The 25,502-nt window shown below is 70.2% G+C and carries 27 protein-coding genes; 12 read left to right on the top strand and 15 right to left on the bottom strand.

Translation table 11 applies throughout. The features are described from left to right. Positions 1 to 126: 126 nt before the first annotated feature. Positions 127 to 942, bottom strand: a complete 816-nt coding sequence (locus ACIOVG_RS06175; protein ID WP_400870290.1) for a TnsA-like heteromeric transposase endonuclease subunit — start codon at positions 940 to 942, stop codon at positions 127 to 129. Positions 943 to 1,180: 238 nt separating this feature from the next. On the opposite strand from ACIOVG_RS06175, the gene ACIOVG_RS06170 reads away from it, so the two are divergent. The 3 genes from ACIOVG_RS06170 (at position 1,181) to ACIOVG_RS06160 (ending at position 4,193) form a co-directional block, all read left to right on the top strand. Beyond that, positions 1,181 to 1,591, top strand: coding sequence for an ArsR/SmtB family transcription factor (locus ACIOVG_RS06170; RefSeq protein WP_400870287.1), 411 nt, complete (start codon positions 1,181 to 1,183; stop codon positions 1,589 to 1,591). A gap of 1 nt (position 1,592) precedes the next feature. Further along, positions 1,593 to 2,570: an SRPBCC domain-containing protein gene (locus ACIOVG_RS06165; protein ID WP_400870284.1), complete on the top strand. Its 978-nt coding sequence runs from the start codon at positions 1,593 to 1,595 to the stop codon at positions 2,568 to 2,570. Positions 2,571 to 2,834: 264 nt separating this feature from the next. Then, the gene (locus ACIOVG_RS06160; protein WP_400870282.1) at positions 2,835 to 4,193 is read left to right on the top strand and encodes an FAD-dependent oxidoreductase; all 1,359 of its coding nucleotides are present in this window, start codon (positions 2,835 to 2,837) and stop codon (positions 4,191 to 4,193) included. On the opposite strand, the gene ACIOVG_RS06155 is transcribed toward ACIOVG_RS06160, so the two are convergent. From ACIOVG_RS06155 to ACIOVG_RS06130, 6 genes are all read right to left on the bottom strand, one after another. Next, the gene (locus tag ACIOVG_RS06155) at positions 4,190 to 4,906 is read right to left on the bottom strand and encodes a Pr6Pr family membrane protein (protein WP_400870280.1); all 717 of its coding nucleotides are present in this window, start codon (positions 4,904 to 4,906) and stop codon (positions 4,190 to 4,192) included. The two genes, ACIOVG_RS06160 and ACIOVG_RS06155, sit on opposite strands and share 4 nt — an antisense overlap. A 75-nt stretch (positions 4,907 to 4,981) precedes the next feature. Beyond that, a complete protein-coding gene (locus tag ACIOVG_RS06150) occupies positions 4,982 to 5,371 on the bottom strand; it encodes a MauE/DoxX family redox-associated membrane protein (protein WP_400870277.1) in 390 nt (129 codons plus the stop codon). A 20-nt stretch (positions 5,372 to 5,391) separates the two neighbouring features. Further along, a complete protein-coding gene (locus tag ACIOVG_RS06145) occupies positions 5,392 to 6,114 on the bottom strand; it encodes a ribonuclease H (RefSeq protein WP_400870274.1) in 723 nt (240 codons plus the stop codon). 60 nt (positions 6,115 to 6,174) lie between these two features. After that, positions 6,175 to 6,405, bottom strand: a complete 231-nt coding sequence (locus ACIOVG_RS06140) for a hypothetical protein (RefSeq protein WP_400870271.1) — start codon at positions 6,403 to 6,405, stop codon at positions 6,175 to 6,177. A 125-nt stretch (positions 6,406 to 6,530) separates the two neighbouring features. Then, the gene (locus ACIOVG_RS06135) at positions 6,531 to 6,857 is read right to left on the bottom strand and encodes a protealysin inhibitor emfourin (protein ID WP_400870268.1); all 327 of its coding nucleotides are present in this window, start codon (positions 6,855 to 6,857) and stop codon (positions 6,531 to 6,533) included. Further along, positions 6,820 to 7,899 (bottom strand): M4 family metallopeptidase, encoded by a 1,080-nt coding sequence (locus ACIOVG_RS06130; RefSeq protein ID WP_400870265.1) that lies wholly within the window; start codon positions 7,897 to 7,899, stop codon positions 6,820 to 6,822. Before ACIOVG_RS06130 ends, ACIOVG_RS06135 begins: the two co-directional genes overlap by 38 nt. Before the next feature lie 186 nt (positions 7,900 to 8,085). Between ACIOVG_RS06130 and ACIOVG_RS06125 the strand changes: the two genes are divergently transcribed. The 4 genes from ACIOVG_RS06125 to ACIOVG_RS06110 all read left to right on the top strand — a co-directional run bounded on the left by ACIOVG_RS06125 (position 8,086) and on the right by ACIOVG_RS06110 (position 13,468). Continuing rightward, positions 8,086 to 9,303 (top strand): hypothetical protein, encoded by a 1,218-nt coding sequence (locus ACIOVG_RS06125; protein ID WP_400870262.1) that lies wholly within the window; start codon positions 8,086 to 8,088, stop codon positions 9,301 to 9,303. A gap of 65 nt (positions 9,304 to 9,368) precedes the next feature. Continuing rightward, positions 9,369 to 10,580 carry a hypothetical protein gene (locus ACIOVG_RS06120; RefSeq protein ID WP_400870259.1) on the top strand — a complete coding sequence of 404 codons (1,212 nt, stop codon included), beginning with the start codon at positions 9,369 to 9,371 and terminating at the stop codon, positions 10,578 to 10,580. Between the two features lie 217 nt (positions 10,581 to 10,797). Beyond that, positions 10,798 to 11,847, top strand: a complete 1,050-nt coding sequence (locus ACIOVG_RS06115; protein ID WP_400870256.1) for a hypothetical protein — start codon at positions 10,798 to 10,800, stop codon at positions 11,845 to 11,847. 100 nt (positions 11,848 to 11,947) lie between these two features. Beyond that, entirely contained in the window at positions 11,948 to 13,468 is a 1,521-nt protein-coding gene (locus tag ACIOVG_RS06110) for an SDR family NAD(P)-dependent oxidoreductase (protein ID WP_400870253.1), read from the top strand. A gap of 6 nt (positions 13,469 to 13,474) precedes the next feature. On the opposite strand, the gene ACIOVG_RS06105 is transcribed toward ACIOVG_RS06110, so the two are convergent. The 4 genes from ACIOVG_RS06105 to ACIOVG_RS06090 all read right to left on the bottom strand — a co-directional run bounded on the left by ACIOVG_RS06105 (position 13,475) and on the right by ACIOVG_RS06090 (position 16,544). Continuing rightward, positions 13,475 to 15,013 carry a polysaccharide deacetylase family protein gene (locus tag ACIOVG_RS06105; protein WP_400870250.1) on the bottom strand — a complete coding sequence of 513 codons (1,539 nt, stop codon included), beginning with the start codon at positions 15,011 to 15,013 and terminating at the stop codon, positions 13,475 to 13,477. After that, positions 15,010 to 15,573 carry a hypothetical protein gene (locus ACIOVG_RS06100; RefSeq protein ID WP_400870247.1) on the bottom strand — a complete coding sequence of 188 codons (564 nt, stop codon included), beginning with the start codon at positions 15,571 to 15,573 and terminating at the stop codon, positions 15,010 to 15,012. Before ACIOVG_RS06100 ends, ACIOVG_RS06105 begins: the two co-directional genes overlap by 4 nt. Positions 15,574 to 15,717: 144 nt before the next feature. After that, positions 15,718 to 16,209, bottom strand: coding sequence for a hypothetical protein (locus ACIOVG_RS06095; RefSeq protein WP_400870245.1), 492 nt, complete (start codon positions 16,207 to 16,209; stop codon positions 15,718 to 15,720). After that, positions 16,206 to 16,544, bottom strand: coding sequence for a winged helix-turn-helix transcriptional regulator (locus ACIOVG_RS06090; RefSeq protein WP_400870242.1), 339 nt, complete (start codon positions 16,542 to 16,544; stop codon positions 16,206 to 16,208). Before ACIOVG_RS06090 ends, ACIOVG_RS06095 begins: the two co-directional genes overlap by 4 nt. Positions 16,545 to 16,622: 78 nt before the next feature. On the opposite strand from ACIOVG_RS06090, the gene ACIOVG_RS06085 reads away from it, so the two are divergent. Beyond that, entirely contained in the window at positions 16,623 to 17,279 is a 657-nt protein-coding gene (locus ACIOVG_RS06085) for an FMN-dependent NADH-azoreductase (RefSeq protein WP_247628778.1), read from the top strand. Between the two features lie 116 nt (positions 17,280 to 17,395). Here ACIOVG_RS06085 and ACIOVG_RS06080 read toward each other — a convergent pair whose 3' ends face one another. Next, on the bottom strand, positions 17,396 to 18,628 hold the full coding sequence (locus ACIOVG_RS06080) for an Nramp family divalent metal transporter (protein WP_400870239.1): 1,233 nt from the start codon (positions 18,626 to 18,628) through the stop codon (positions 17,396 to 17,398). A 172-nt stretch (positions 18,629 to 18,800) separates the two neighbouring features. Then, complete coding sequence (locus tag ACIOVG_RS06075; protein WP_247628780.1) at positions 18,801 to 19,736, bottom strand: dihydrodipicolinate synthase family protein; 936 nt, start codon at positions 19,734 to 19,736, stop codon at positions 18,801 to 18,803. Positions 19,737 to 19,880: 144 nt separating this feature from the next. Here ACIOVG_RS06075 and ACIOVG_RS06070 point away from each other — a divergent pair, with 144 nt between their 5' ends. After that, positions 19,881 to 20,888 (top strand): LacI family DNA-binding transcriptional regulator, encoded by a 1,008-nt coding sequence (locus ACIOVG_RS06070; RefSeq protein ID WP_400870235.1) that lies wholly within the window; start codon positions 19,881 to 19,883, stop codon positions 20,886 to 20,888. A gap of 15 nt (positions 20,889 to 20,903) precedes the next feature. On the opposite strand, the gene ACIOVG_RS06065 is transcribed toward ACIOVG_RS06070, so the two are convergent. Together ACIOVG_RS06065 and ACIOVG_RS06060 are read right to left on the bottom strand one after the other, a co-directional pair. Then, the gene (locus ACIOVG_RS06065) at positions 20,904 to 21,971 is read right to left on the bottom strand and encodes a sensor histidine kinase (RefSeq protein ID WP_400870232.1); all 1,068 of its coding nucleotides are present in this window, start codon (positions 21,969 to 21,971) and stop codon (positions 20,904 to 20,906) included. 10 nt (positions 21,972 to 21,981) lie between these two features. After that, on the bottom strand, positions 21,982 to 22,653 hold the full coding sequence (locus ACIOVG_RS06060) for a response regulator transcription factor (RefSeq protein WP_400870229.1): 672 nt from the start codon (positions 22,651 to 22,653) through the stop codon (positions 21,982 to 21,984). Between the two features lie 87 nt (positions 22,654 to 22,740). Between ACIOVG_RS06060 and ACIOVG_RS06055 the strand changes: the two genes are divergently transcribed. Genes ACIOVG_RS06055 through ACIOVG_RS06045 form a run of 3 tightly spaced genes read left to right on the top strand, consistent with a single transcriptional unit; the run spans position 22,741 to position 25,489 of the window. Further along, entirely contained in the window at positions 22,741 to 23,409 is a 669-nt protein-coding gene (locus ACIOVG_RS06055) for a M15 family metallopeptidase (RefSeq protein ID WP_400870226.1), read from the top strand. Beyond that, positions 23,406 to 24,536, top strand: a complete 1,131-nt coding sequence (gene alr, locus ACIOVG_RS06050) for an alanine racemase (RefSeq protein WP_400870223.1) — start codon at positions 23,406 to 23,408, stop codon at positions 24,534 to 24,536. The genes ACIOVG_RS06055 and alr overlap by 4 nt, the downstream gene beginning before the upstream one ends. Next, a complete protein-coding gene (locus tag ACIOVG_RS06045; protein ID WP_400870220.1) occupies positions 24,533 to 25,489 on the top strand; it encodes a D-alanine--D-alanine ligase in 957 nt (318 codons plus the stop codon). The genes alr and ACIOVG_RS06045 overlap by 4 nt, the downstream gene beginning before the upstream one ends. The last annotated feature ends 13 nt before the right edge of the window (positions 25,490 to 25,502 follow it).

The raw sequence follows: 25,502 nt of genomic DNA, 5'->3' as shown, positions 1-25,502 counted from the left end.
ACCAGTCGTCTTGCGTGTCCTCACGGCGCAGTCGTGCTTCGGATCCGCGGCGCACACCTTCCCAGACCCACGACTCGCCCTCGATCTCAACGGTGTCCCCGAGGCGCAGCTTGTATTCGTTGGTCATCAGTGCGCCATACTCGTCAAAGCCGAAGCGGAGGTCGTGTAGACGGTGTCGCTGCTGAATACCGCGCCCAGGTCGACGTCGAGCAGGCGGCGCCAAGCCATGTTGTCGACCCACTCGCAGGCGAGTGGCGGACAGCCCGGCGAGACCAGATCGCAGAGCGCTCGCCGTGACTGCCCAGCAGCTGCTGCCTCGAGGATCCCTGACTCCACCCCAGGACTTGGACGGCATCGGTCATGGCGGGAGGCGGAAAGACACTCCAAGTTGCCGGTTGCTCGACCGTCGTGACCTGACAGCACCTGGTACCGCAGCCCCATCAATTCGCACATTGCGGCGGTCTCGGCGAACTGCAGTTTGGCTCGTTCGTCGATCCGTGCTTTAGGCCGCACATCGAAGAGCCCATAGGTTCCATCGATGAACTGTCCCAGGAAGTCTGGAAAATGCGAGAGACCCGCCAATCGAGAACGGCGGCCCCAACTGATGGCGAAAGGCTGAGACCAAAGCCGCTCTACCTGTCCGCCATAGTCGAGCCAGAGGAGTTCCCGGCGCTCTTCCTGTGACTCGCACCAGACATGAGACCTGGTGCGCTGCCAGTAGTACATCGCTGGCGTGAACCGGTGACGAACACCCACCGAGCTTCGCACGCGGGCGGGATCAACCTCTACCCAGTTCAACTCCCCGAGGGTTCGGTCTGCGACTCCCCATTCGTGTCCGCGCGTCCGAACGTCGCTTTTGCTCGACCCCCGGACCCAGTGCAATTCGGTGTGCGTTGTCCTCGGTCGCGGAGAGATACGCCACGCCTCTACTACAGGCCTCATCCAGCGCCCTTGAGGGTCGTCATCGACCCCCGGTCAAGTTGCGAGAGCCTCGTTGCTTCGCTTGCAGGAGATACTCCTCTCAGGTAGCTGTCCGAGACGTCAAGGACGCGGCATGTCGTGACACTTCGTGTCAGGGATGTACGCGGGAGTGTCAGCCAAAGAGTGTTTGTGTCACGCGAACGTGTAATCGACAGAAACTCTTGACACCGTGATCGCGGCGGGCATAACGTACAACCAAATGGTTGCACAAAGAGAACTCAGCGAAGCGGAGGTCGACCGTGTGTTCCACGCACTGGCCACGTCGACCCGGCGCGACATCCTGCGCCGGACGATCGAGCGGGAGCAGTCCGTCTCAACCCTCGCCTCCGAATACGAGATGTCGTTCGCCGCGGTGCAGAAGCACGTCGCCGTGCTCGAGGCCGCGAACCTCATCGTCAAGCGCGCCGAGGGACGCGAGCGGCTGGTCCGCGCGAACCCCGAGATGATCGCCCGGGCCAGGGCGCTCCTCGCCCGCTACGAAGAGCTGTGGCGGTCGCGCATCGCCCGACTCGACGACCTGCTGGCCGAGCCCGCCCCTTCGACAGGCTCAGGGACCCACCCTGCAGCCACCGACAACACCGACAACGCACGAACCGAAGAAGGAGACTGACATGCCTGTCACCGACGTCACGACCGATGCCGAGAACCTGACCATGACGGTCGTCGCCGATCTCGCGGCGCCGATCGAGCGGGTCTGGGCCGCATACAGCGACCCGCGCCAGCTGGAGCGCTTCTGGGGCCCTCCCGGATGGCCGGCGACCTTCACCGCCTGGGATCACACGGTCGGCGGCAAGGCCAACTACACGATGAACGGTCCCCGCGGCGAGAAGGCCTCGGGCACGTGGGAGTTCCTGCGCATCGACGCCCCGCACAGCTTCGAGGTGCTCGATGCGTTCGCCGACGACGAGGGCACGCCCGATCCCGACCTGCCCTCGATGCGGATGGTCTTCACCTTCGAGCCGTCCGCCGAGGGCACCCGCATGGTCACCACCAGCTACTTCGAATCGGTCGAGGCGCTGGAACAGGTCGTGCAGATGGGCGCGATCGAGGGCACGAAGCTGGCGATGGGACAGCTCGACGCCGTGCTGCAGGACCTCCGCGACTACGCGCAGGGCAAGGGGACCACGGTCGAGCTTCTCGACGACACCCACGTGCGCATCACACGCCTCGTCGAGGGTTCGCGCGACCTGGTGTGGCGCGCGTTCAATGAGCCGGACCTGGTCAAGCAGTGGATGCTCGGACCCGACGGGTGGGAGATGACCGAGTGCGTGATCGCCACGGTGCCGGGGGAGACGTATCGCAACTCCTGGGCACCGGTCGGCGACACCGAGGGCGAGCCCTTCGGCTTCGAGGGTGAGGTGCTGATCTTCGACGAGCCCCGCCGTGCCGTGACCACCGAGCGGATGCAGGGCCAGCCGACCGAGACGCTCAACGACATGAGCCTCTACGAGGAGGACGGCGCGACCCTCATCACGGTGCTCATCGAGTACCCCGACAAGGAGACGCGCGACATGATCCTCGCCACCGGCATGGCCGACGGCATGGAGGCCTCGTACGCACGGCTCGAGACCGGTCTGCTCGCAGTCTGACCGTTCACAACTCCTCAGAAACCGGCCGATCCTGTGGTGGATCGGCCGGTTTCTGCGGTGCAGAGAAGGTGCGGCGCCGGTTCTTGAGGAGTTGTGAACGGTAGCTCGTCCACAACTCAGGATGAACGGTCCGGAATCGGGCGTCGGGGGTGGTTTTCGGGCGATCCTGCCGTCATCGTCCTGAGTTGTGGACCGGTCGCCGGCCGCCCGGTCGCGACGCCGCGCTCCTCGTTCGCCGCCCAGCCGGGATAAGGTGGCGGGACGATGAGGATCACGCGCCGCACTCTGCTTCTGGGAGCCGGCGCCGGCGCGATGTCGGTGCTGCTCGCCTCGTGCACCCCGGAGCCGAAGCCCGCACCCACGCCCACGCCCACCCGCACGCGCGAACCGCAGCCGAACGGCGACGTCCCGGTTCCGGCCGGCAGCGTGCGCAGCTCCTGGACCACCGATCCCTTCGCGCGCGGTGCCGTGAGCTTCACCCCGGTCGGCGCGCTCGCCGGTGCCCGTGCGGCACTGGCGGCATCGGTCGACGACCGCCTCTTCTTCGCCGGTGAGGCCACAGACGAAGACGCACCCGGCACCATGCGCGGCGCGATCAGCTCGGGTGAGCGCGTGGTCGACGAGATCCGCGACCAGGCGCAGCGCGGAGAGCGGATCGCCGTGATCGGCGCCGGTCTCGCCGGTGCCACCGCCGCTGCGGGGCTGGTGGACGCGGGTATGGAGGTCACGGTCTTCGAGGCACGCGACCGCGTCGGCGGTCGCGTCTACTCCCGCTCCGACGACTCCTGGCCGATGCCGGTGCAGCTCGGCGCCTGGCTGTTCGCGGCCGACGACGACGACCTGATCGACCGGCTGAGCGCGCGCGACATCGGCGTGGTCGACCTCGCCGGCGCGCAGTGGCTGTCACCCGAGGGTGAGGTCGACCCGGTCAGCACCGAGCCGCTGCAGGCCGCGATCGATGCCGCACAGGCCGCGCCCGAGGACTCCGCCGTCGCGGATGCGCTGACCGAGGCGGGCGGCGATCCCGCTGATCCGGCGACCGCGGCACTGCTCGCCTTCCTCGCCACCCACGCCGGTGCGGATGCGGATCAGCTGTCGAGCTGGTTCCCGCCCGTGCTCGTCGAGGGTGATCAGATGGCGGCGCGCGACACCCTCGCCCCGTTCATCGAGCAGGCGCTCGACGGTCTGCGCGTGGGGCTCTCCTCGCCGGTCGCCGGGCTCGCCTACGACGACAGCGGTGTGAGCGTGCGCCTCGGCACGGGGGAGGCGTCGTCGTTCGACCGGGTGGTCGTGACGGTGCCGTTGGGCGTGCTGCAGCAGCAGGGGATCGAGTTCGATCCTCCGCTCCCCTTCGGCAACCGCGGGGCGATCACGGCGCTCGGGATGGGCGCGATCGAGACGATCTGGCTCCGCTTCGATGAGCGGTTCGGAGAGTCGGATGCCGCGCTCTGGCACACGGTCGGCGGCGACGCGATGATCCGCACCTGGGTGAATCTGCGTCCGGCGACGGGGGAGAACGTGCTCGTCGGGATCGTCGGAGGGCAGGCGGCTGAAGACTTCGCCGCCCTCGACGACGATGCCGCGCTCGAGGCCGCGCTGGCCTCGCTCACGGTCTACGCCTAGCGTCGCGCGGTCGCTTCGGCCAGCACACGCTGCTGCGCTGAAGGAGGATCCTCGTCCGGCGTCGACGCGGGCTCAGGGAGCCGCAGCCGCTTCGGCACCGGCATCCGGCTGATGAGCACGAGCACCGTCGCGACCACGGCGAAGGTCGCGAGCGCGATGCCGGATGAGGTGAGGAACTCGGCTGGTCCGCTCACCTGTCGCGGATCGAGGAAGTAGTACGGATACCAGCCGATCAGCGGCCCCCGGATCATCGTGAACGCGCCCCACACCAGCGGGTAGACGAGCGTCGCCGGGATCACGCGCCACGGCACGGAGCGGTGCCCCGGCGAGAGCGCCCAGGCGATCGCGGTGCACGCCGGCAGCCAGAAGTGGAGCACCTGGTCGGACCACGGCACGTCGATGCGGATGCCGCGGATGCCCGCCTGCCAGACCAGCAGCGCGAACACGAGCCCGGCCGTGATCGTCCACGTCAGCACCATCGCGAGCGCGACCGTGAGCCAGCGGGGATCGCGGTCGCGCTGCAGCGCGATGACCCCGCCGATGGCCAGCAGCACCACGAAGGCGATGTTCGACTGGTTCGTCAGGTACGCGAAGAAGTTCTGGCTGGCGATCGTGTACGAGGCCAGGCCCCAGGCGAGCCGGTGGATCAGAGCGACGAGGCACAGGGCGGCCGCGCTCAGCCGCAGCAGGCCGAAGACGGTACGCGCCGTCACCGCTGCGTCGCCTCCGCCCATTCCATCAATCGAGTCTACGGATGCGGGATGGGTGGCTCTGTCATGCGCCGCGCGTCACCGGCGGGAGCTGCGCGTCGACCAGAGCGCGAGGCCGATCAGCACGGGCTGGAAGAACAGCCGCACGAAGCGCTTCATGTCGGTGTCGAGTCCGAAGCCGTCGCGGTGGTGCATCCACTGGGCGATGTTGCCGGGGAATACGGCGAGGAAGAACAGTGCCGCGACGACGCCTGTGAACCGCCGGCGACGGCGGGCGAGCAGCAACGCCGACCCCAGGGCGATCTCGACGGCTCCGGATGCCACGACCGTGACATCGGGGTCGAGCGGCAGCGATTCCGGCACCTGAGCCTGGAACTCGTCCCTGGCGAACGTGAGGTGCGAGACGCCGGCGAAGACGAGGGAGGACCCCAGGAAGACGCGGCCGATCGTGCGAGCGACGGAAGACATGGTGCGAGTGTACGCGCGGGTCAGATCAGGCGGCGCAGCGCCTGCTCGATCGACACGCCCTGTGCCTCGGCGCGGTCACGCAGGCGCGCATGCTCCTCACCCGTGAGCGCGAGCTGCAGCGTGATCGGTTCGGCCGCGGGGGCGTCGAGCCCGTCGAGCAGATCGGATGCTTCGGCCCACAGCGGCGAGGCGGATGCCGGAGGGGTGGATGCGGCCGGGGCAAGGGGCTCCGGCGCCTTCGTGCTCTCCCGTGCCGGGGCGGACGCGGTTGCGCCGCCTCCCCGGGTGAACCCGGGTCCGCGCTGCGGCTCCTGCTTCTGCTGGTAGGCCTTGGCTGCGGCGTTGGCGCGCTCGTCGGCTGCCTCGTTCAGGTCATCGCCCGCGTGACCCTTGACCCACGAGAACTCGACGTTCCGACCCCGCATCGCCTCGTCGATGCCCTCGAGCAGGTCGCGGTTGAGCACGGGGCCACCGTCGGACTTGCGCCAGCCACGGCGCTTCCAGCCCGGCATCCACTTGGTCACGGAGTCGATCACGTAACGGCTGTCGCACCAGATGTGCAGCTTCTCGTCGGAGCCGGCCGTCGCCTTGAGCAGTTCGAGCACCGCCTGGAGCTCACCCTGGTTGTTGGTGCCGTGCGGCGATCCGCCGGCACCCCAGTTGTCGTCGTCGATGTACCAGGCCCAGCCGTTGGGGCCGGGGTTGCCCAGGGCGGAGCCGTCTGCGGCGGCGGTGATCGTCATCCCTCCACCGTAGCCGCGGGCGGTGACGTGCTTCGACGGCGGAGGTGGGCGAGGATCGGGTCAGGCGTCGGGTTCTTCGTCCGGCTCGCGGTTCTCAGTCGAGACGTCGGCGGGTGCTGGCACAGCGACAGGGAAGACGAGCGAGGTCACCGAGGCTCCCAGTCCGAGCGCCATCGGGTCGATCGACGGACCGGCGTCGAGCACGTCGGCGCCTTCGCGTTCGAGGGGCTCGGACGGAAGCCCGGCCCACTGGTTCTCTTCTTCTTCGGGGCGGTTCTGGAACAATCCCATGCCTCCATTGTGACCCCGCTCTTCGTGCACGCGAGCGGATTCACATCGGATTGACCGGATGCTGACTCAGCCCACCTGCCGGAAGGTGAAGTAGCCCACGACCTGGCCGCGTTCCCGCCCGGGCTTCAATCGGTGTTGCGCGACGCTTCGCGCACGGCCTGCACCAGAGCCAGCCAGGGGCCGGCGAGTTCCGAGTCGGGAAGTTCGCGTTCGTGGCGCTCGGCGGGCGTGCGCACGCGGATGCTCCAGACGAAGCGGTCGGCGCCGGTGGAGGCATCCGGATCCTCGTCCCAGGGGCAGCTCTCGATCAGGGCGATCCACTCCGAAGCGTGCGAAGGCTCCGCTTCCACCCGCCAGCGACGGCTGATGCCGGCGATGCCGCCGGAGCGCACCACCGCGATGACGACGTCGGAGTCAGTCGACTCGTCGATCGGAACCGGGGACTCGCTCATGTGCATAGACTCCCACGGTGGTCCACGCGCGTCGAGCCGCGGCACCCGTGGCCTCGTCGATCGCGCCGGCCGCGGCGACGGTGGCATCCGCGAACTCCGTGAAGGTCGCCGCGCTCGACAGGCCCCCGGTCAGCGCCCGGTACCAGGTGGTGCCCGCGCGCTCCCAGGCGTTGCCGCCGAGGTCGGTCGCGAACAGGGCGAACGCACGGTTGGGGATGCCGGAGTTGATGTGCACCCCGCCGTTGTCTTCTGTCGTGCGCACGAACCCGCTCATGTGATCGGGCTGCGGGTCCTTGCCGAGCTCGTCGTCGTCGTAGGCGGTACCCGGCGCGATCATGGAGCGCAGCGCTGCACCTTCGACGGCATCCGTGAAGATCTCGGCCCCGATGAGCCACGTCGCCTGTGCCGCCGTCTGCCCGAGGAGGTACTGCTCGGTGAGCGCTCCGAACACATCGGCGATCGACTCGTTCAGCGCGCCGGGCTGCCCCTGGTATTCGAGGTTCGCGGTGTGCTGCACGACGCCGTGGGCGAGCTCGTGGCCGATCACCGTCGTCGACGCCGTGAAGTGCTGGAACACCTCGCCGTCTCCGTCGCCGAAGACCATGCGCTCTCCGTCCCAGAACGCGTTGTCGTAGTCGACGCCGTAGTGCACCGTCGCATCGAGCGGGGCTCCCGCGTCGTCGAGCGAGTTGCGACCGAAGGCCGAGAGCAGCAGCTCGAAGGTGGCGCCGAGGCCGTCGAACGCCTGGTTGGCCGCGGTGTCGGAGGTCGGGCCGTCGTCCTCTGTGCGCACCACGATCCCCGGCAGGGTCTGCGTATTGCCGGCGTCGCTGATCGTGCGGTTCGGTGCATCCGACAGCTGCGCGACGAGGTCGCCGTTCTCATCGATCGACAGGTCGATGCGCGCCCGGAACGGCGGACGGCCCGCGGTCAGGGTCTGCCGTGCGGCGGCCGCGGCCTTGGGGAAGCGGCCCGACTCGGCCAGGCGCGCGAGCAGATAGGAGGGGACGACGCCGTGACGTGCGAAGGATGTGCTGCTCATGAACCGACCCTACGCCGGGGTGCCGACGTTCGGGAGTGTCGCCGGTCAGCGCCGGGCGTGCGGAGGAGATCTGCCGCTCGGGAGGAGGTTCGGCCCGTATTCCACCTCCCGAGGCGGGGAACTCCTCCCGAAACGGCTCGCTCTCAACTTGAGATTGAGAATCGTTATCAATAGGGTGAGAGTCCTATGGACGCCCACCGCCCCCGCCGCGCCCCCGCCCGATCCGCCGCACTTCTCGTCGCGCTGCTCGCCGTCACCGCCTGCGCCACCGAGCCCCCGGCCGCCGAGACCCCGGCCACCCCCACCGATTCCCACGGGATCGATGGCGGAGGCGCGGCCGAAGTCGCCGCCCCCGCCCGTGGCCTGGTCGTCGCCGGCGAGGACGGTGCGGCCACGCTCCTCGACCTCGAGACCGAGGAGCGCATCGCTCTCGCCGACGCCCGCGACGACCTCGAGAGCATCCAGAGCGACGGGCGCCTGCTCTACCGCGCGCACGGCGTCGGTGGTCGCGCATCCGTCGAGGTCATCGACACCGGGCGCTGGACCGTGCCCCACGGCGACCACTCCCACTCGTTCCGCGGCGAACCGCACGTGCTCGGCACGCTCGACGGCACCGGCATCCCCCGCGTCACCGCGGGAGAGCAACGCGCCGCACTCCTGTTCGACGGCGAGGTCGTCACCCTCGCTCACGACGACCTCGTCGCCGGCCTCGACGGCGCTCCCCGCGTCGGCGTCGACACGACCGGTCCGGTCATCCCCTTCGCGGGGCACCTGCTCGTCCCGACCGACGGCACGACGATCCAGGTCGTCGATGGCGACGGCACTCCGGTGTCAGGCGAGAGCGTCCCGTGCTCCGCCGTCACGGATGCCGACATCACCCGCGTCGGCGCCGTGTACTCGTGCGCCGAGGGCGCCGTGCTGTTCACCCGCGCGGTCGGCGGAGCGATCGTCGGCGAGAGCATCCCCCTGCCCGCACGCGGGGCATCCGCGATGCAGCTGAGCGGACGCACCGACCGTCCTGACCTCGCCGGCGTCACCGCGGACGGCGCGTGGCTGCTCGACGTGCGGCAGCGTACCTGGACGCAGCTCGACTCCGAGGTTCCTCTCGTGCGCGCCGCCGCGATCGGCGACGACGACGGTCGCACGGTCGCGATCGACGCCGAGGGGTGCATCCGCGTGCTCGCCTCCGACGGCGCCGTCCTCGCCCGCACGGAACCGCTGGTCGCGGCATCCCTCGCCGATGCGGCATCCCGCGACCGTGTGCAGCTGATCGTCGACGGCCGGTACGCCTACGTCTCCGACCCGGCCGGCGGAGTCGTGCTCGAACTCGACCACCGCGACGACCTCGGCGTGACCAGAACCTTCACCGACCTCGACCCCTGGCTCGTCGAGCTCGTCGGCTGATCCGACCTTCGACGGCGCCGTCCGTCGCGCGCACCCGCGCACCCCTGAGAAAGAGAGAGAAACCCATGTCCCGACCTGCCCGCAGCCGCCTCGCGATCGGTGCGCTCGGCGCGCTCGCCGCCGTGACGCTCGCCGGATGCGCGACCTCAGCGCCCGCCGCCGACAGCGCTGAGCCCGCCACCTCCGACCACGCCCACGAGGGCGACACCCGCATCGCCGTGACCCATGACGGCGGCGTCCTGGTGCTCGACGGCGAGACGCTCGACACCGTCGACCAGGTCGAGCTCGACGGCTTCCTGCGCGTCAACAGCGCCGGTGACGATGACGGCCACGTCTTCGTCACGGCGGATGACGGCTTCCACCTGCTCGACACCGGCCTCGCCTCCGGCGCCGTGGGGTTCACCGGCGAGGTGTTCGACGCCGTCGCCCCCGGTCACGTGACCCCGCACGCCGGCCGCACGGCCCTGTTCGACGACGGCACCGGAGACGTGCGGGTGTTCGACACCGACGCGATCGGCACCGGCACCCTGCCCGCGTTCGACACGATCACCTCGGAGGCGGCCCACCACGGCGTCGCGATCGAGCTGTCGGACGGCACCACCCTCTCGACGATCGGCACGGAGGAGTCGCGCAGCGGTGTGCGTCTGCTCGCGGCGGACGGCACCGAGGTCACCCGCAACGAACAGTGCCCCAGCGTGCATGGAGAGGGCGTGGTCAAGGGCGAGGTCGTGATGTTCGGCTGCCAGGACGGCGTGCTGCTCTTCGACGACGGCGCCTTCACCAAGCTCCAGGCGCCGGATGAGTACGGCCGCACGGGCAACGCCTACGTCACCGACACCAGCGCGATCGCAGCGGCCGACTACAACGCCGACCCTGATGCCGAGGGCTACCTGCTCTCGCAGCTCGCGCTGGTCGACACCGACGCGCAGACGCTCTCGGTCGTCGACCTGCCCGAGGGTGTCGAGTACACCTGGCGCGGCGTCGGCCGCAGCGGCCACGACGACATCATCGTGCTCGGTGCGGACGGCAGCCTGAACGTGCTCGACGAGACCGGTGCCGTGCAGGAGTCCTGGACCGTGATCGACCCGTGGCAGAGCCCCACGGAGTGGCAGCAGCCGCACCCCGGCCTGCGCGTGGTCGGCGACATCGCCTACGTCACCGAGCCCGCGGCGAACCGCATCCTGGCGATCGATCTGCACACCGGTGAGGTGTCGGCCGAGGCGACGCTGGACGTGGTGCCGAACGAGTTCGTGGTGGTGGGCGCCGCCGGCCACTGACCCCGCGTCCCGTCGCTGGTGCCGAGTGCACCGGATGCTGCCGAGTGCACGGCTTCTTCGCGGGAGGAAGCCGTGCACTCGGTCGTTCGTCGTGCACTCGGTGATTCGGCCGTGCGGCGGACCCCTAGTCCTGGGGGTCCGCGGCGTCGGGGTCGACGGCGCCGCCGACGGCTCCAATACACTGGGTTCCGATCGTCGACGTCCTGGGGGGACACACATGGGTAATGACAACGAGTTGGTCGAGCGTACGGGGGTCGAGCGACGCAGCGTCCTGACCGCGGCCGTGTGGAGTGTTCCGGTCGTGGCGGCCGTCGCATCGACACCGCTGGCAGCGGCGAGTGCCGTCGGCTTCGACCTCTTCACCGAGGGTCTGCAGCGCGGCGACGGTACCGCGATCTTCAATGCCGATGCCACGCTCAAGTACGTCGACGGGTTCGCCGACGGATTCACTCTGCTCAACCACGGTCCGCAGGAGGCTCCCGCCGGCACCATCGTGACGATGCGCTACGACAATCGCATCATCACGCCGGGCGACTTCACCTTCAGCCAGGGCAGCCCGGCGAACCCGCAGACGCCGCTGTCGTACTCGGCGCCCGTGGTCAACGGCAACGAGTCGACGGTCACCTTCGTGATCCCGGTTCCCGTACCGGTCGAGGAAGACGTGTTCGGGCCCGGTACGATCTGGATCTTCACCCAGTACGACCTCGACATCCAGTACCCCAACGACGCGCTCGACGACTACCGACCGCTGTACTGGCAGGTCCTCACGTCCGACGACGACAGCTCGAACAACTCGTTCGGCAGTGCGACGGCGACGACGGTGCCGGCGAACAGCCCGTGGGGTCTGCAGGCGTCGGCGACCTTCACCCGCTACACCACCAGTGCCTGCGAGATGGAGTTGCCGACCGCTGTCACCGTCACCAGCGTCGGCCCCGGCAGCACTCCGGGCGACGTCACGTTGAATCTGAGTCTGGAGGCCTTCGCCGTCACGGGCGTGACTCTCGGCGGACTGACCGTCAACGGCGTTCCCACCGCGGCGACCGTCGACAGCACGGGGTCCGGCACCTACGCGATCGCGCTCGGGCGCCCCCTCGGCGCGGGAGACGTCGTCGAGGCGAGTTTCTCGTACACGGTCGACGCGACCGCCGCGCTCGTGAGCAACGGCCGCGCGCAGTTCAGCGCCAACTCCGCGGGTCTGGGTGGTGGGCAGGATCAGCGTCTGACGATCAACTTCGCAGACGGCGACAACTCCGCCTGCGCACTCTGAGCGCGCGTCGGCCATCGTCTCGGTGAGCGCGGTGCGGTCAGCCGACCGGTCCGCGGCTCTCTGAGCCGAACGCCCAGGACACTCGCGTAAAATCGGGACAATGACCGACGCACCTCTGCCCTCCGACGAGCCCGTGGGCGCCGGCATCGACCCCGACGATCTGGCCACCACGCTCCGCGTGCTCTCCGAGCTGCACCAGATCGACAACGAGCATCCGGACTTCGTCGCGGTGCGCCACGCGACCGCTGCGATGTTCAAGGCCGTCAAGCGCGTGCGCCGCAAGGAGATCCGCGACGCCATCGCCGAGGCGGACAAGGCCGTGGTCGCCCGCACCGCCACCGGCGCCCCCGACCGCATCGACGACGAGACCCGCGGCAACGACCTCGCGACGAGCGTGGTCGACGCCCCGATCGCCGGTGAGCTCATCAAGCCGCGCAACTGCTACATCTGCAAGCAGCCGTACACGCAGGTCGACGCGTTCTACCACCAGCTCTGCCCGGACTGCGCCCGCTTCAGCCACGGCAAGCGCAACGCCCGCACCGACCTCACCGGCAAGCGCGCGCTGCTCACGGGCGGCCGCGCCAAGATCGGCATGCACATCGCGCTGCGGCTGCTGCGCGACGGCGCGCACACGACCATCACGACGCGGTTCCCGCGTGACGCCGTGCGGCGGTTCTCGGCTCTGCCCGACTCGGCGGACTGGCTGCACCGGCTGCGCGTGGTCGGCATCGACCTGCGCGACCCCGCCCAGGTGATCGGCCTCGCCGACTCGGTGGCAGCGCAGGGCCCGCTCGACATCCTCATCAACAACGCGGCCCAGACGGTGCGCCGCTCGCCCGGTGCGTACTCGCTGCTGGCGGATGCCGAACTGCAGCCGCTGCCCGACGGACCTCTGCCCGAGATGGAGACCTTCGGCCACACGGCAGACCCGCACCCGCAGGCGCTGCAGGCCTCGGTCGACGCGCATCCGCTGCTCTCGGTCGCCGCCCTCGGCGGTACGGTCGCCGAGCAGGGCGGCCAGGCGCTCACGGCCGAGGATCTCGCGCGGCTCGCCATGGCCCCCGGTTCCTCATCGCTCGAGAAGCACGCAGACGGCACCGCGATCGACGCCGGTGGACTCGTGCCCGACGTCAACCGCGTCAACAGCTGGGTCCAGTCGATCGACCAGGTCGATCCGCTCGAGATGCTCGAGGTGCAGCTCGCGAACACCACGGCGCCGTTCCTGCTGATCAGCCGGCTGCGCGCGTCGATGGCGGCATCCTCCGCGCACCGCAAGTACGTGGTGAACGTGTCGGCCATGGAGGGGCAGTTCTCCCGCCGCTACAAGGGGCCCGGTCACCCGCACACCAACATGGCGAAGGCCGCGCTCAACATGCTCACGCGCACCAGCGCCGGCGAGATGCTCGAGAAGGACGGCATCCTGATGACCGCCGTCGACACCGGCTGGATCACCGATGAGCGCCCCCACTACACCAAGGTGCGCCTGGCCGAAGAGGGCTTCCACGCCCCGCTCGACCTGGTCGACGGCGCGGCTCGCGTGTACGACCCGATCGTGCGCGGCGAGGCCGGCGACGACGTCCACGGCGTCTTCCTGAAGGACTACGAGCCCAGCCCCTGGTGACATCCGTCAGGCGAGCGGGCCGTGCCGGACGATGCCGCTCGGCACGCTGCCGTCGAACAGGGCGTCGAGCGTGACGAGCGAGAATCCGCGGTCGCGCAGACCGCTCACGACCCGGTCGAACACGCGTGCCGATCCGGCCTGGATGTCGTGCATGAGCATGATGGTCGACACCGCGGGGGCCTCGACCGCGTAGCGGGCCAGATCGTCGTCGGCGGGCTTCTCCCAGTCCCGGGTGTCCACGCTCCAGAGGATCGCCGGTTCGCCCGCGATCGCCACGACGTCATCGTCGATGAAGCCGCCCGGTGGTCGGAACGTGGCCACCGGCTGTCCGGACAGCGCCCGCAGCAGCGCGGCGGTGCGACCGAGCTCGTCCTCGACCTGCTCCTCGGTCAGCTCGGTGAGGTAGGCGTGGCTCCAGGTGTGATTGCCGATCTGGTGGCCCTCGGCCGCAACCCGGCGGACGGTGTCCGGATGCGATCGCGCATTCTGACCGAGCATGAAGAAGGTCGCCGCCGACTGCTCGTCGCGCAGCACGTCGAGGAACTGCGGGGTCAGGTCGGACGGGCCGTCGTCGAGCGTGAGCGCCATGCACGGAACCAGATCGCACGGGGTGGGCGCGACGCCGGCGCCCGCGGTGGAAGGTCCGGTGAAGTCCCCCTCGGCCCGGATCAGGGCCTGCGCGAAGGGCGTGAGCGCGCGTAGCGCGACGGACGCGTGCAACGCCACGGACGGCGGATGCTCGCGCGAGCGCTCCCGCCATCCGGCCAGCCCGTCGAGCTCGCGCGCCGTGAGCGCGGCGGGCACCGGGATCACGATCTCGTCATCGGTCAGATGACTGCCCAGCAGAGCATCGCGGAAGATCGCGAGCTGTTCGTCGGTGGGAGCCGCGACGGGTGAGAGACTCAGGCTACCGGCGTCCCGACGCAGGGTGTCGATGTATGCGGGCCACAGCGCTCCCGCGTCGGTGAACAGGTCCGCCTCGGTCACGACCTCATCGGTCGCGACATCGGTGTAGATGACCGTCGAGGTGTCGGACGGCTCCGCGCTGCCCGCCGTGGAGACGACGCGCAGGCGCTCGCCGAAGAGCGACCCGCGCGCCAGCACGATCTCGCAGACGATGACGGTCCCCTCGCGGTTGCCGAGGACGTCCGATGCCGACGCGGTCGCCGTCTCGGGGGTGCAGCCGCGCTCGCCGAGGCCGGCGCCGCTCGGGTGCACCATCGGGCGATAGCCCTGGCCGCTGACCTGAGCCCGCGTCACGACGGCGTCGCGCACCACCGCTTCGACCGCGGCGTTGAAGGCGGCAGCTCCCGGGAGCGTGGCCCAGCGGGCATCGATTCCGACGTCGTCGTTGCGCAGCCGCATGCCGGTCGTCGATGCCTGCCCCGGGTCGGAGGCGGTGGGAGCCTCGATGATCGTGCCGCCTGTCGTCCACTGGCGCGGCTCCCACCCGGCGACCGGCTCCGGCGCGCACCCCGCGAGGAGGAGAGCGGTGCCGACGGCGGCGGCGAGCAGGCGGGCGGATCGCGACCGGCCGGGCGTCATCGCCCGACCTCGATCGTGGAGAGGAGGTCGGCGAGCTCCGCGTCGTAGGCGGGCGACGGGGAGGAGATGAACGTGAGGACGACCGGTCCCTCGGCGACCGCTCCGACGACGGTCTCCTGGTCCCTGACCCGCGCGTGCAGGATCTCGCCGATGCCCGTGGCTCGTTCAGACAGGATCTCCTCGCTCGTGGGGCCGAGCGGACCGGGCGCGATCTGATCGAGGGCTGCCGAGGCATCCGACCCGGAGAGGAGCGAGAACTCGACGATCATCGCGCGGTCGGGGCTGCCGGCGACTCCCCGGGATTCGTCGCCGAAGGGTGTGCGCCACGACCATCCGCCGGGCAGGACGATCGAGGCCTGCCCCGTCTCGTTCTCCAGCACGATGGTGCGCTCCTGCGGCGAGACCGTCGCCGTGAGGCCGCGCACGATGACCGGGGCGACCAGTGCCGCGAGCAGCCCGAGCGCGACCAGCACGGTGATCACGACGATCGGAAGCAGGCGCCGCCGCGGCGGGCGCGGCCGCGGGAGCGTCGCCGCGTCGGCCGGGAGAGGGCCGGTCATGTCATGCGGAGCCTTTCTGCGAGAAGGGTGCCGATCCGTCACGCAGACACAGGCCCCCCGACCTACGGGGAGCCTACCGCGGGGGTGTGCGAGCAGCCCGATGACACGAGGAGCCTCGGGCGGACGGGGCAGCGGGGCGGCAGGTCAGGCGCGGGGTCGCGGTCGGGCGACCCGCAGGATGACGCCGAGCACCAGCAGCACCACGGCGAGAACGCCTGCGGCTGCGGCGCCGGCGATGTCGAAGAGCGACTGGACGGGGCCGACCGTGAACCGTCCGCCCTCGACAGGGCCGTCGCACGTGAGGGCGGTGGTCCCCTCGGTGTCGGTGACGAAGCTGCCCTGCGCATCCCAGGCCTCCGGCACCAGTAGGCCCTGCTGCGTCATGTCGGGACGGAGCTGCACCTCTCCGCCGTCCGCGACGGTGCCGGTGCAGTCGATGTCGCCCCACCGGTCCGAAGGAGTGACGTAGACGGCGTGGGTGCCGGCGGACAGCTCGACCTCCATCGTCTCGCCGAACGGTGTCGGTGGCGCGAGCCGGAAACCCGGGCTGAAGGCCAGGAAGGCGGCCGCGGCCAGCGAGAGGATGCCGATGGCGAGCAGCAGCAACCAGGCGCGGCGCGGACGCAGCTCGCTCACCCCGAGCGCCGTTCCAGATTGACCGATGCCCAGGCGCCCAGCTGGTCGAGGATCGGCAGCAGCCCCTGCCCGCTCGCGGTGAGCGCGTACGACACGGTCACCGGCGGACCGGCGTCGACCGTGCGGGCGACGAGCCCTGACTGTGCCAGTTCGGCGAGCCGGTCGGAGAGCACGGTGTCGCTGATGCCGGCGACGGCACGACGCAGGGCGACGAAGGTCGACGGGCCGCCGCCGAGCGACGACACGATCATGCCGTTCCACCGCTTGCCGAGCACGCTGAACGCCAATGTGACCGCGGCGTCACACGCGTGGATCTCTGCCTCGGCTTCCGCCATGCCCCCATCCTACCTGTGCTACGTTAACCGCTGTCGCTAATAAAAACCTAGTGACTACGAAAACGAAAGGCAGCCCCCATGTCCCTGTTCCGCCTGGATGCCAGCATCCTTCCCGCGTCGTCCGCCAGCCGTGCGCTCGCCGACCTCGTCGAAGCCGAGTGGTCGGCCTCCCACCCGGACTCGACGGTGACGCGACGCGACGTCGCGGCGGACCCGGTGCCGGCGACGGCGTGGACGGATGCCGTCACCGCCGGCTTCGTGGATGCCGCGCAGCGCACCGAAGGGCAGAACCGGGCGCGCGCCCTCGCGACGCAGTTCGCCGACGAGCTGATCGGCGCCGACGCGCTGCTGTTCGCGGTGCCGCTGTACAACTACGGCGTCTCGCAGCACTTCAAGACCTGGTTCGACCTGGCCTACACCGACGAGCGGATCAACCCGACGGGCACCGCACTGCAGGGCAAGCCCGCGACCCTGGTCACGGTGCTCGGCGGCAACTACGCCCCCGGCACCCCGAAGGAGGGCTGGGACCACTCGACCGGATGGCTGCGCCGCGTGCTGGAAGACGTCTGGGGCCTCGACCTGCGCGTCGTGCAGCGTCCGTTCACGCTGGTCGGCGTCAATCCGGCGCTCGATGCGTTCACCGACACGGCCCGCGAGCTCAAGGAGACCGCCGAGACCGATGCCCGCACGTACGGCCGCGAGCTCGCCGCGCTGCGTGGAGACCAGGTCGCCTGAGGCATCCGGATCGGGTGCGGTGCACAACGGAGGGGGTCCACGCGCCGGAGGTCGGATTCGAGCAGTCCGTCTTCCGCCGTGCGGATCCCCTCCCGAGTGACGCGGGGTCCAGCCGCTCAGCCGATCAGGGTGAGGAACAGTCGCACCGACAGAGCGAGCACGGCCGCGAGTCCGATGACGCCCGCGGCGTTCTGCCACCATGTGTTGCGCATGTCGCCCATGAGCGTTCCCCGGTTCGCCATGACGATGATGAGCGCGGCGAGCACGGGGGCCACGAACACCGTCAGCGCCTGGGCGACGACGATCAGCTGTACCGGAGACTCCTGGAAGGCCACGGTCACGGCGATGCCGAAGAGCAGGATGCCGGCGCTCACCAGTTTCGCGGTCAAGGAGTTCGACGAGGCGCCGCGGCCGAGCCCGTCGGAGAGCATCGTCCCTCCCGCTGTTGCATTCGCGATCATCGACGAGAACGCCGCGCCGAAGAATCCGAGAGCGAACACGGTCGAGCCGACGGGGCCGGCGAGTGGTTCGAAGATGCCGGCGAGGGCGACCACGGTCGGTGCGGCTTCGCCGGTCTGGCCGAGGACGGATGCCGCGACCACGATCACCAGCGCCGTCATGATGCCGGGGGCGATGATGCCGGGGATCGTGTCGACGATCGTGACATCGCGGTAGTCGGCTTCCGTTCGCCCGCGCTCCTTCGTGCCGTATGCGGTGTAGAAGGCGGCGTTGATCGAGAAGTTCGTGCCGACGAGGGCGACGATCAGCAGCCAGGCGCCGTCGGGGAACGTCGGCAGGAGTCCTGCGCCCGCCGCCGCCCAATCGGGGTTGGAGATGAACGCCGAGGCGATGAAGGCGATCGCCATCAGCGCGACGATCACGACCAGCACCTTCTCGACCACGCGGTAGACGTTGCGCAGCAGCAGCAGCGCCCCCACGGCCGCGGTGCAGATGATCGTCCACATGATCGGATTGCCGCCGAACAGCATCGAGAGCCCCAGGCCGGAGCCCACGGCGTTGCCGACGGAGAAGCAGAGCGTGATGAGGAAGACGCCGATGCCGGCCAGCACGCCCACCCAGCCGCCCAGGTGCTCCTTGATCGACGAGATGAGCGAGGTGGGTGACTTGATGCCGAGGCGGACGGCCATGTCGGTGAGGAAGATCATCAGGATCGTCGACACCACGATCACCCAGATGAGCGCGTACTGGTAGCCGCTGCCGGCCTGGACGGCGGTGGTCAGATTGCCGGGGCCGAACTGCCAGGCGCCCGCGACGAACGCCGGGCCGATGAGGGCCAGGTGCTGCCAGAGCGGGCGCCGTTGCTTGCGTGAGGTGACGATGTTCTTCATCGTCTCAGTCGAGACCCGTCCGTAGCCAGTGCCGGGGGTGGTAGAGGCGTGACGGGTGGTCGTGCGTTCGTTCATGGTCTGTCCTTCGAGTCGTCGTTGACTGCAGGGGGCGCCCGGGGGGGGCGGAAGGAGGGGAGGCGAGGCGGCCTCGGAAGCCGCCTCGCCCACGGGGTCATGCGGGGACGGTGACCTCGCCGAGGCCGGCGAGCGCGAATGCGGAGGCGATCTCGTCCTCGGCGCCGGCAGGCAGCGGGAGCAGCGGCGTGCGGACGGTGGCGTGGCTGAGGATGCCGCGCTGGACGAGGCCCCACTTGAGTGCCACGGTGCCCTCCATGTGCGAACCGCGGTGGTACACGTTCTGCGTCACAGGGAGGAGGCGTTCGTGGATGGCATGCGCCGCCTCGTAGTCCCGTGCCTTGCCGGCGGCGATGAGTTCGATCAGGGGCTCGGGGGCGACGTTGCCGTAGCCCACCAGAAGCCCGTCGACGTCGAACATGGTCGGCAGCAGGTACTCGTCGTGGCACGACAGGATCTGCAGTTCGGGGTAGGCGGCGCGCAGGGCGGGGATCTCGGTGTACCAGCGGCGCATGTTGCGCACGCCGTTCTTCGTGGCGAAGACCCCCTCCTGGCCGGCGATCTCGAGCTGGGTGTCGAGGTCGTAGGTGGCCTTGGTGTTGTCGGGGTACTGGAACAGGATGAGGGGCAGGCCGGATTCCTCGTAGATCTCGCGGTAGCGCGACTGAGGTGCGCCCTGCTGGTAGCCGAAACGCAGCCAGCCGTGCGAGGGGTAGACCAGTCCTGCGGCGGCCCCGGCGTCGACGGCGGCTTTCGCCTCGAGGCCGGCGGTCTTGTTGCCTTCCTTGGTGATGCCGGCGATCACGGGCACTCGTCCGTCGGTCGATGCGACGAATGCGCGGATGACGTCGAGCTGCTCCTCTTCGGTGAGGAACGTGCCTTCGCCCGCGTGCCCGAGCACGACGAGGCTCTTGACGCCGTCGATCGAGCCGAGCCATGACCCCAGGCGCTGGATCGCGTCGTAGTCGACGGCACCGTCTTCGGTGAAGGGGGTCACGGGGGCGGGGTTGAGGCCGCGGAGGTCGAGGGTCATGGTGGGTCCTTTCCTGGGAGCTTCTTCGCTGTTCTCGTCTTCGAGAAGTGCAAACGTTCGCGGGAACGTTTGCAGGAACGATTGCAAGTATGATCGGAGCCACCGGGGATGTCAACACCCGAGCGAGACACCGAGGGGGATGACATGGCAGAGCAGCACGATCGACACATCGTGACGCTGAAGGACGTCGCGGCCGCATCGGGCGTCAGCATCTCCACGGTCAGTCGCGTCCTGGACGACCGCACGCCCCCCTCGCGGTCGGCGACGGCGGAGCGCGTGCGCCGGATCGCGGACGACCTCGGCTACCGCCGCAACATGTTCGCATCCGGGTTGCGGCGGGGAGCGACCGGGACGATCGGCGTGCTCGTTCCCCGACTCACCGATCACGTGATGGCGTTGATGTTCGAGGCGATCGAGCGCACCGCGCGCACTCGCGGGGCCTTCGCCGTCGTCGCCACGTGCGGTGACGATCCGGTGGAGGAGAAGAGGGCGACCGAGACCCTGCTCGACCGGAACGTCGACGGGCTCATCCTCGCCACGGCGCGCCTGGACGACACGCTGCCGGCGTCACTGCGCGCGCGGGGGGTGCCGCATGCTCTCGTGCTCCGCACGGACGGGCTGAGCCCGTCTGCGCTCGGGGATGACGAAGCGGGCGGATACTTCGCGGCTCGCCACCTGGTGGATCTCGGTCACCGTGACGTCGCCGTCATCACCGGGCCGTGGTTCACCTCGAGTGCGCGTGATCGACTCGCCGGGGCGCGACGCGCGCTCGCCGAGGGCGGCATCGAGATCGGCGAAGACCGGGTGATCTCCACCGGCTACGGCATCGAGTCAGGACACATCGCCGGGCGCACCCTGCTTGCGCAGGAGTCCCGTCCCACGGCGATCTTCGCGGCGAACGACAACCTCGCGATCGGGGTCGTCGCCGCCGCCACGGCTGCCGGGCTGACCGTCGGACAGGATCTGTCGGTCGTCGGCTACAACGACATCCCCCTCGCGGCCATGCTGCCCGTGCCGCTGACCTCCGTGCGCACGCCGTTCGACCAGATTGCCGCCAGCGCGCTGGATCTGCTGGGCGAATCGGCGGGCACCGTGACCCGCGCACTGCCGACGCTCATCCCCCGCGCCTCCACCACTGCCCCCAAGGCCTGACTCCGTGCGCGCCCGTCAGCTCGGGTACGGATGCGGCAGCCACACCGTCACGATGAGCCCGCCCTCGGCGCGGGGCGTCAGCACGAGCGTGCCGTCGTGGGCCTCGGTGATGCGCTGGGCGATCGCGAGGCCGAGTCCGACGCCGGCGTGATCCTCGCTGCGGGTGCGCTCGGCGCCGCGCTGGAACGGCTCGACCAGCGTCGCGACCCGGTGCGCCGTGATCGGCTCTCCCGTGTTCTCGATCACGAGTGCGACGGCGTGCGGCAGGGCGTGTGTGCGCACAGCCACCCGCCCGCCGAACGACAGATTGTGCACGAGTGCGTTGTGCACGAGGTTGGTGGCGAGCTGCTGCAGCAGCGCCGCCGAACCCCGGACGGCAGCAGAGTCGCCGCCGACCTCGATCGTGATGCCACGACGGTCGGCGAGCGGCAGCAGCTGCTCGACCGCTTCTTCGGCGAGGAGCGAGATATCGAGGATCTCGCGGGTGAACGTCCGCCGGTCGGCGCGGCTGAGCAGCAGCAGCGCCTCGGTCAAGTCGATCGCGCGGGTGTTCACCTCCTGCAGGCGCGCGATGAGAGCGTCGACGTCGCGGTCGGGGTCGGTGCGCGCGACCTCCAGCAGCGTCTGCGAGATCGCGAGCGGGGTGCGCAGCTCGTGCGAGGCGTTCGCGGCGAAGCGCTGCTGCTCCGTCACATGCGCCTCGAGCCGGTCGAGCATCGAGTCGAACACATCCGCCAGGTCGCGGAACTCGTCGCGCGGACCGGGCAGCGCCACGCGATGCGACAGCGATCCCTGCGCGGCGAGCTGCGCGGCGTGGCTGATGCGGTCGAGCGGCGCCAGCATCCGTCCGGCCAGCAGCCATCCGCCGGCCAGGCCGAACGCGAGCAGCGCGATCATCACGACGATGGCGACCGGGACGAAGGCCCGGATCAGGTCGGAACGGTTGGGCACGAAGAAGTCGGCGGCGATCTGCACGTCCGGCACATACCGCAGCAGGTAGGCGGCCACGGCTGTGAGCAGCACGCCCCCCGACACCACCACGATGCCCGCATAGCTGAGCGTGAGCTTCAGCCGGGCGCTCATCCCGCGGCGCCTACGCATCGGCATCCGTCCCGATCCGGTACCCGACACCCGGCACGGTGAGGATCAGCCACGGCTCCCCGAGCCGCTTGCGCAGCGACGACACCGTGATGCGCACGGCGTTCGTGAACGGGTCGGCGTTCTCGTCCCAGGCCCGCTCGAGCAGCTGCTCCGCGCTCACGACTCCGCCCTCGGCGTCGACGAGCACTTCGAGCACGGCGAACTGCTTGCGGGTCAGCGCGACGTAGCGGCCGTCGCGGAACACCTCGCGCCGGAACGGGTCGAGTCGCAGGCCCGCGACCTCGAGCACGGGCGGGCGCACGCGCTGACGCCGTCGGTCGAGAGCACGGAGCCGCAGCACGAGCTCCCGCAGCTCGAACGGCTTGGTGAGATAGTCGTCGGCGCCGATCTCGAAGCCGGAGGCCTTGTCGTCGAGGCGGTCCGCCGCGGTCAGCATCAGGATCGGGATGCCGCTGCCGGAGGCCACGATCCAGCGCGCGACCTCGTCGCCGTTCGGGCCGGGGATGTCGCGGTCGAGCACCGCGAGGTCATAGGAGTTGATGCTCAGCAGCTCGAGCGCGGTGTCGCCGTCTCCGGCGATATCGGCGGCGATCGCCTCGAGCCGCAGCCCATCGCGGACGGCCTCGGCGAGGTAGGGCTCGTCCTCGACGATCAGCACACGCATGGCTGAGATCCTACGCACCGGTGCATATCGGGAGCATATGAAGAACCGCATACGCCCCGGCAACAGCCCGCTGTCTTGGCTGGAGACATGAACAGCACCACCGTCTCCCTCCCACCCCGTGCGCGGCGCCGTCGACGGATCGTCTTCGCGGTCGTCGGCCTCATCGCGGCGGTCATCGTCGCGTGCGCCGTGCAGCAGTCGATCGCGGCGGCATCCGCTGCCGTCCCACCTGGGCAGAGCACGGAGACCGGCGAAGCGATGCCGAACGACGTGATCGACGGGAGCGTCGTCGCGCCCAGTGAGGCCGACGGCGTGATCCGCGACGGCGACCAGCCGACCGTGTTCGACGTGGACAGGGTCGCGGTCTCGAAGCTCGACCCGGAACTGCTCGCAGCTCTGCAGCGCGCCGCGACGGATGCCGCCGACGCCGGGGTGACCTTCCTCGTCAACAGCGGATGGCGCTCGCCCGCTCTGCAGGACCGGATGCTGCAGGATGCGGTCTCGCACTACGGCTCCGAGGCCGAGGCCGCGCGCTGGGTCGCCTCATCCACCACCTCGGCGCACGTCTCGGGCGATGCGGTCGACCTGGGTCCGCTGCCGACGCTGGACTGGCTCGCGCAGCACGGCGCCGACTACGGCCTGTGCCAGATCTACGCCAACGAGTCGTGGCACTACGAGCTGCGGCCGGACGCGGTCACGCAGGGGTGCCCGCAGATGTACTCCGATCCCACCGAAGACCCGAGGATGCAGCGATGACCGCCGTGCTCACGCCCGCGCGGGCGACGCTGTCCGCCCTGCCGGCGCCGACGCTCCAGACGATTCCGGAGGCGGTCGCCGCGAACGTGCGGCAGGTGCGCGCCGCGACCGCGTCGACCGTCATGGCGGTCGTGAAGGCCGACGGCTACGGCCACGGAGCGATCGCGGTCGCGCACTCCGCCGTCGAAGCCGGTGCGGAATGGCTGGGGGTGACCCAGGTCGCCGAGGCCGTGGCCCTGCGCGAGGCAGGTCTGACAGTGCCGATCCTGTCGTGGCTGAACCCCGCGGGGGCGGATGCCGTGCTCGCTGCCCGGCAGCGGGTCGATATCGCGGTGGGCTCGGTGGAGGAGCTGCGCCAGCTGGTGGCGGATGCCGAGGAACCGGTGCGCGTGCACCTGCATCTCGACACGGGCATGGCGCGAGGAGGGTGCGCGGTCGAGGACTGGGCCGAGCTGTTGCGTGTCGCGCGGCGCGGGGTCACGGGTGGGCGGATCGAGGTCGTGGGGGTCATGGGGCATCTGCCGCGGGCCGACGAGGGTGACCCGGCTGCGAACGCCGCCGCCGTGCTGCGGATGCGGCAGGGGCGGGACGCCGTGCTGCGGGCGGGCTTCGGCCCGCTCCTGGTGCACCTCGCAGCGACGGCGGGCGCGCTGACCGACCCCTCCACGCACTTCGGGATGGTGCGCATCGGCGCGGGGCTCGTCGGGATCGACCCCTCCGAGACGGTGGATCTGGCCGGGGCATCGCGGTTCACGGCATCCGTCGTGCACAGCGCGCGGGTGCCGGCCGGCACCGCGGTCGGCTACGGCGGAACCTGCGTCCTGCCGAGGGCGACGCACCTCGGCGTGGTCGGGGTGGGGTACGCCGACGGCATCCCGCGGCAGCTGAGCGCCGAGGCCGGCGTCGAGATCGGAGGGCGGCGGCATCCGATCGTGGGACCGGTCTCGATGGATCAGATCGTGGTGGACACGGGGGAGGAGCGGTATCCCCGGGGGACCGCGGTGACGCTGTTCGGACCGGAGGGCGGGGTGGTGCCCTCGGTGCAGGACTGGGCGCGGTGGGCGGAGACGATCCCGCACACCATCGTGACGGGGATCGGCCCCCGCGTGCAGAGGAGCATCGCATGACGACGAACGTGCTGGTCATAGGCGGCGGACAGAACGCCGAGCATGACGTGTCGCTGGCATCGGCGGCCGCGGTCGCCGCCGCGCTGCGGATGGGGGATCACACGGTCACCACCGTGACGATCGATCGCGAGGGGATCTGGCGGGCGGACGGCATCCCGACCGGGGTCTCCGCTGCCGAGTCGCTGGCCCTCGCCGTGCCACTGCTGGGCCGCGCGGATGTCGTCTTCCCCGCGGTGCATGGAGAGCTCGGCGAGGATGGCGCGCTGGCGGCCATCTGCGCGCTCGCGGGGGTGCGGGTGGTCGGATCCCCGTTGCGCGCGGGAGCGATCGGCATGGACAAGTGGACGACGAAGCTGGTGGCCGATGCTGTGGGGCTGCGCACGGCGCGGGGACGGCTGGTCGCCGCCGCCGACATCGGCGACGTCGAGTTCGAAGGTCCGGTGGTCGTCAAGCCGGCATCGGCGGGGTCGAGCTACGGGGTGGGTCTGGTGACGGAGGAGGGCGAGCTGCTCGACGCGCTGCGGGAGGCCGCGCGCTTCGACAACCGGATCCTGGTCGAGGAGGTCGTGCGGGGGCGCGAGATCGATGTGGCGGTGCTGCGGGAGGCCGGCGGTGTGCGCTGGGCGGCACCGCCGCTCGAGATCCACGCGACCGGGCTGTTCGACACCGCCACGAAGTACGACGGGAGCGCGCGCTTCGACGTGCCGGCCGCACTGGACGCGGCCGAGAGCGCCGCGTTGCGACGAGCGGCCATCGCCGTCTTCGACGCGCTCGGCTGTGCGGGCATCGCGCGGATGGACTTCTTCCTCACGGATCAGGGCCCGGTGCTGAACGAGGTCAACACCATGCCGGGCATGACCGCGGCCTCGCAGGTTCCCCGGATGTTCGCGGCCGCCGGTGTGAGCTACGTCGACCTGGTGGCGAGGATGGTGCGGGCAGCCGTGGCTGGGTGAGCGCGGGAGCCCG

Origin of the sequence: Microbacterium sp. NPDC087591 (assembly GCF_044743625.1) — a bacterium.
Taxonomy (GTDB): domain Bacteria; phylum Actinomycetota; class Actinomycetes; order Actinomycetales; family Microbacteriaceae; genus Microbacterium.
Note: the sequence above shows the minus strand (reverse complement) of the source record. Positions and strands in the feature narration are given on the sequence as shown.

What these genes read in the sequence shown, in the direction of transcription:
- ACIOVG_RS06130 (WP_400870265.1), bottom strand. Translation starts at nt 7,899, where the DNA reads ATGAGCAGCACATCCTTCGCACGTCACGGCGTCGTCCCCTCCTATCTG.
- ACIOVG_RS06160 (WP_400870282.1), top strand. Translation starts at nt 2,835, where the DNA reads ATGAGGATCACGCGCCGCACTCTGCTTCTGGGAGCCGGCGCCGGCGCG.
- ACIOVG_RS06150 (WP_400870277.1), bottom strand. Translation starts at nt 5,371, where the DNA reads ATGTCTTCCGTCGCTCGCACGATCGGCCGCGTCTTCCTGGGGTCCTCC.
- ACIOVG_RS06070 (WP_400870235.1), top strand. Translation starts at nt 19,881, where the DNA reads ATGGCAGAGCAGCACGATCGACACATCGTGACGCTGAAGGACGTCGCG.
- ACIOVG_RS06075 (WP_247628780.1), bottom strand. Translation starts at nt 19,736, where the DNA reads ATGACCCTCGACCTCCGCGGCCTCAACCCCGCCCCCGTGACCCCCTTC.
- ACIOVG_RS06170 (WP_400870287.1), top strand. Translation starts at nt 1,181, where the DNA reads ATGGTTGCACAAAGAGAACTCAGCGAAGCGGAGGTCGACCGTGTGTTC.
- ACIOVG_RS06055 (WP_400870226.1), top strand. Translation starts at nt 22,741, where the DNA reads ATGAACAGCACCACCGTCTCCCTCCCACCCCGTGCGCGGCGCCGTCGA.
- ACIOVG_RS06080 (WP_400870239.1), bottom strand. Translation starts at nt 18,628, where the DNA reads ATGAAGAACATCGTCACCTCACGCAAGCAACGGCGCCCGCTCTGGCAG.
- ACIOVG_RS06085 (WP_247628778.1), top strand. Translation starts at nt 16,623, where the DNA reads ATGTCCCTGTTCCGCCTGGATGCCAGCATCCTTCCCGCGTCGTCCGCC.
- ACIOVG_RS06120 (WP_400870259.1), top strand. Translation starts at nt 9,369, where the DNA reads ATGTCCCGACCTGCCCGCAGCCGCCTCGCGATCGGTGCGCTCGGCGCG.
- ACIOVG_RS06065 (WP_400870232.1), bottom strand. Translation starts at nt 21,971, where the DNA reads ATGAGCGCCCGGCTGAAGCTCACGCTCAGCTATGCGGGCATCGTGGTG.
- ACIOVG_RS06175 (WP_400870290.1), bottom strand. Translation starts at nt 942, where the DNA reads ATGAGGCCTGTAGTAGAGGCGTGGCGTATCTCTCCGCGACCGAGGACA.
- ACIOVG_RS06135 (WP_400870268.1), bottom strand. Translation starts at nt 6,857, where the DNA reads ATGAGCGAGTCCCCGGTTCCGATCGACGAGTCGACTGACTCCGACGTC.
- ACIOVG_RS06110 (WP_400870253.1), top strand. Translation starts at nt 11,948, where the DNA reads ATGACCGACGCACCTCTGCCCTCCGACGAGCCCGTGGGCGCCGGCATC.
- ACIOVG_RS06060 (WP_400870229.1), bottom strand. Translation starts at nt 22,653, where the DNA reads ATGCGTGTGCTGATCGTCGAGGACGAGCCCTACCTCGCCGAGGCCGTC.
- ACIOVG_RS06125 (WP_400870262.1), top strand. Translation starts at nt 8,086, where the DNA reads ATGGACGCCCACCGCCCCCGCCGCGCCCCCGCCCGATCCGCCGCACTT.
- alr (WP_400870223.1), top strand. Translation starts at nt 23,406, where the DNA reads ATGACCGCCGTGCTCACGCCCGCGCGGGCGACGCTGTCCGCCCTGCCG.
- ACIOVG_RS06165 (WP_400870284.1), top strand. Translation starts at nt 1,593, where the DNA reads ATGCCTGTCACCGACGTCACGACCGATGCCGAGAACCTGACCATGACG.
- ACIOVG_RS06105 (WP_400870250.1), bottom strand. Translation starts at nt 15,013, where the DNA reads ATGACGCCCGGCCGGTCGCGATCCGCCCGCCTGCTCGCCGCCGCCGTC.
- ACIOVG_RS06090 (WP_400870242.1), bottom strand. Translation starts at nt 16,544, where the DNA reads ATGGCGGAAGCCGAGGCAGAGATCCACGCGTGTGACGCCGCGGTCACA.
- ACIOVG_RS06145 (WP_400870274.1), bottom strand. Translation starts at nt 6,114, where the DNA reads ATGACGATCACCGCCGCCGCAGACGGCTCCGCCCTGGGCAACCCCGGC.
- ACIOVG_RS06115 (WP_400870256.1), top strand. Translation starts at nt 10,798, where the DNA reads ATGGGTAATGACAACGAGTTGGTCGAGCGTACGGGGGTCGAGCGACGC.
- ACIOVG_RS06045 (WP_400870220.1), top strand. Translation starts at nt 24,533, where the DNA reads ATGACGACGAACGTGCTGGTCATAGGCGGCGGACAGAACGCCGAGCAT.
- ACIOVG_RS06100 (WP_400870247.1), bottom strand. Translation starts at nt 15,573, where the DNA reads ATGACCGGCCCTCTCCCGGCCGACGCGGCGACGCTCCCGCGGCCGCGC.
- ACIOVG_RS06140 (WP_400870271.1), bottom strand. Translation starts at nt 6,405, where the DNA reads ATGGGATTGTTCCAGAACCGCCCCGAAGAAGAAGAGAACCAGTGGGCC.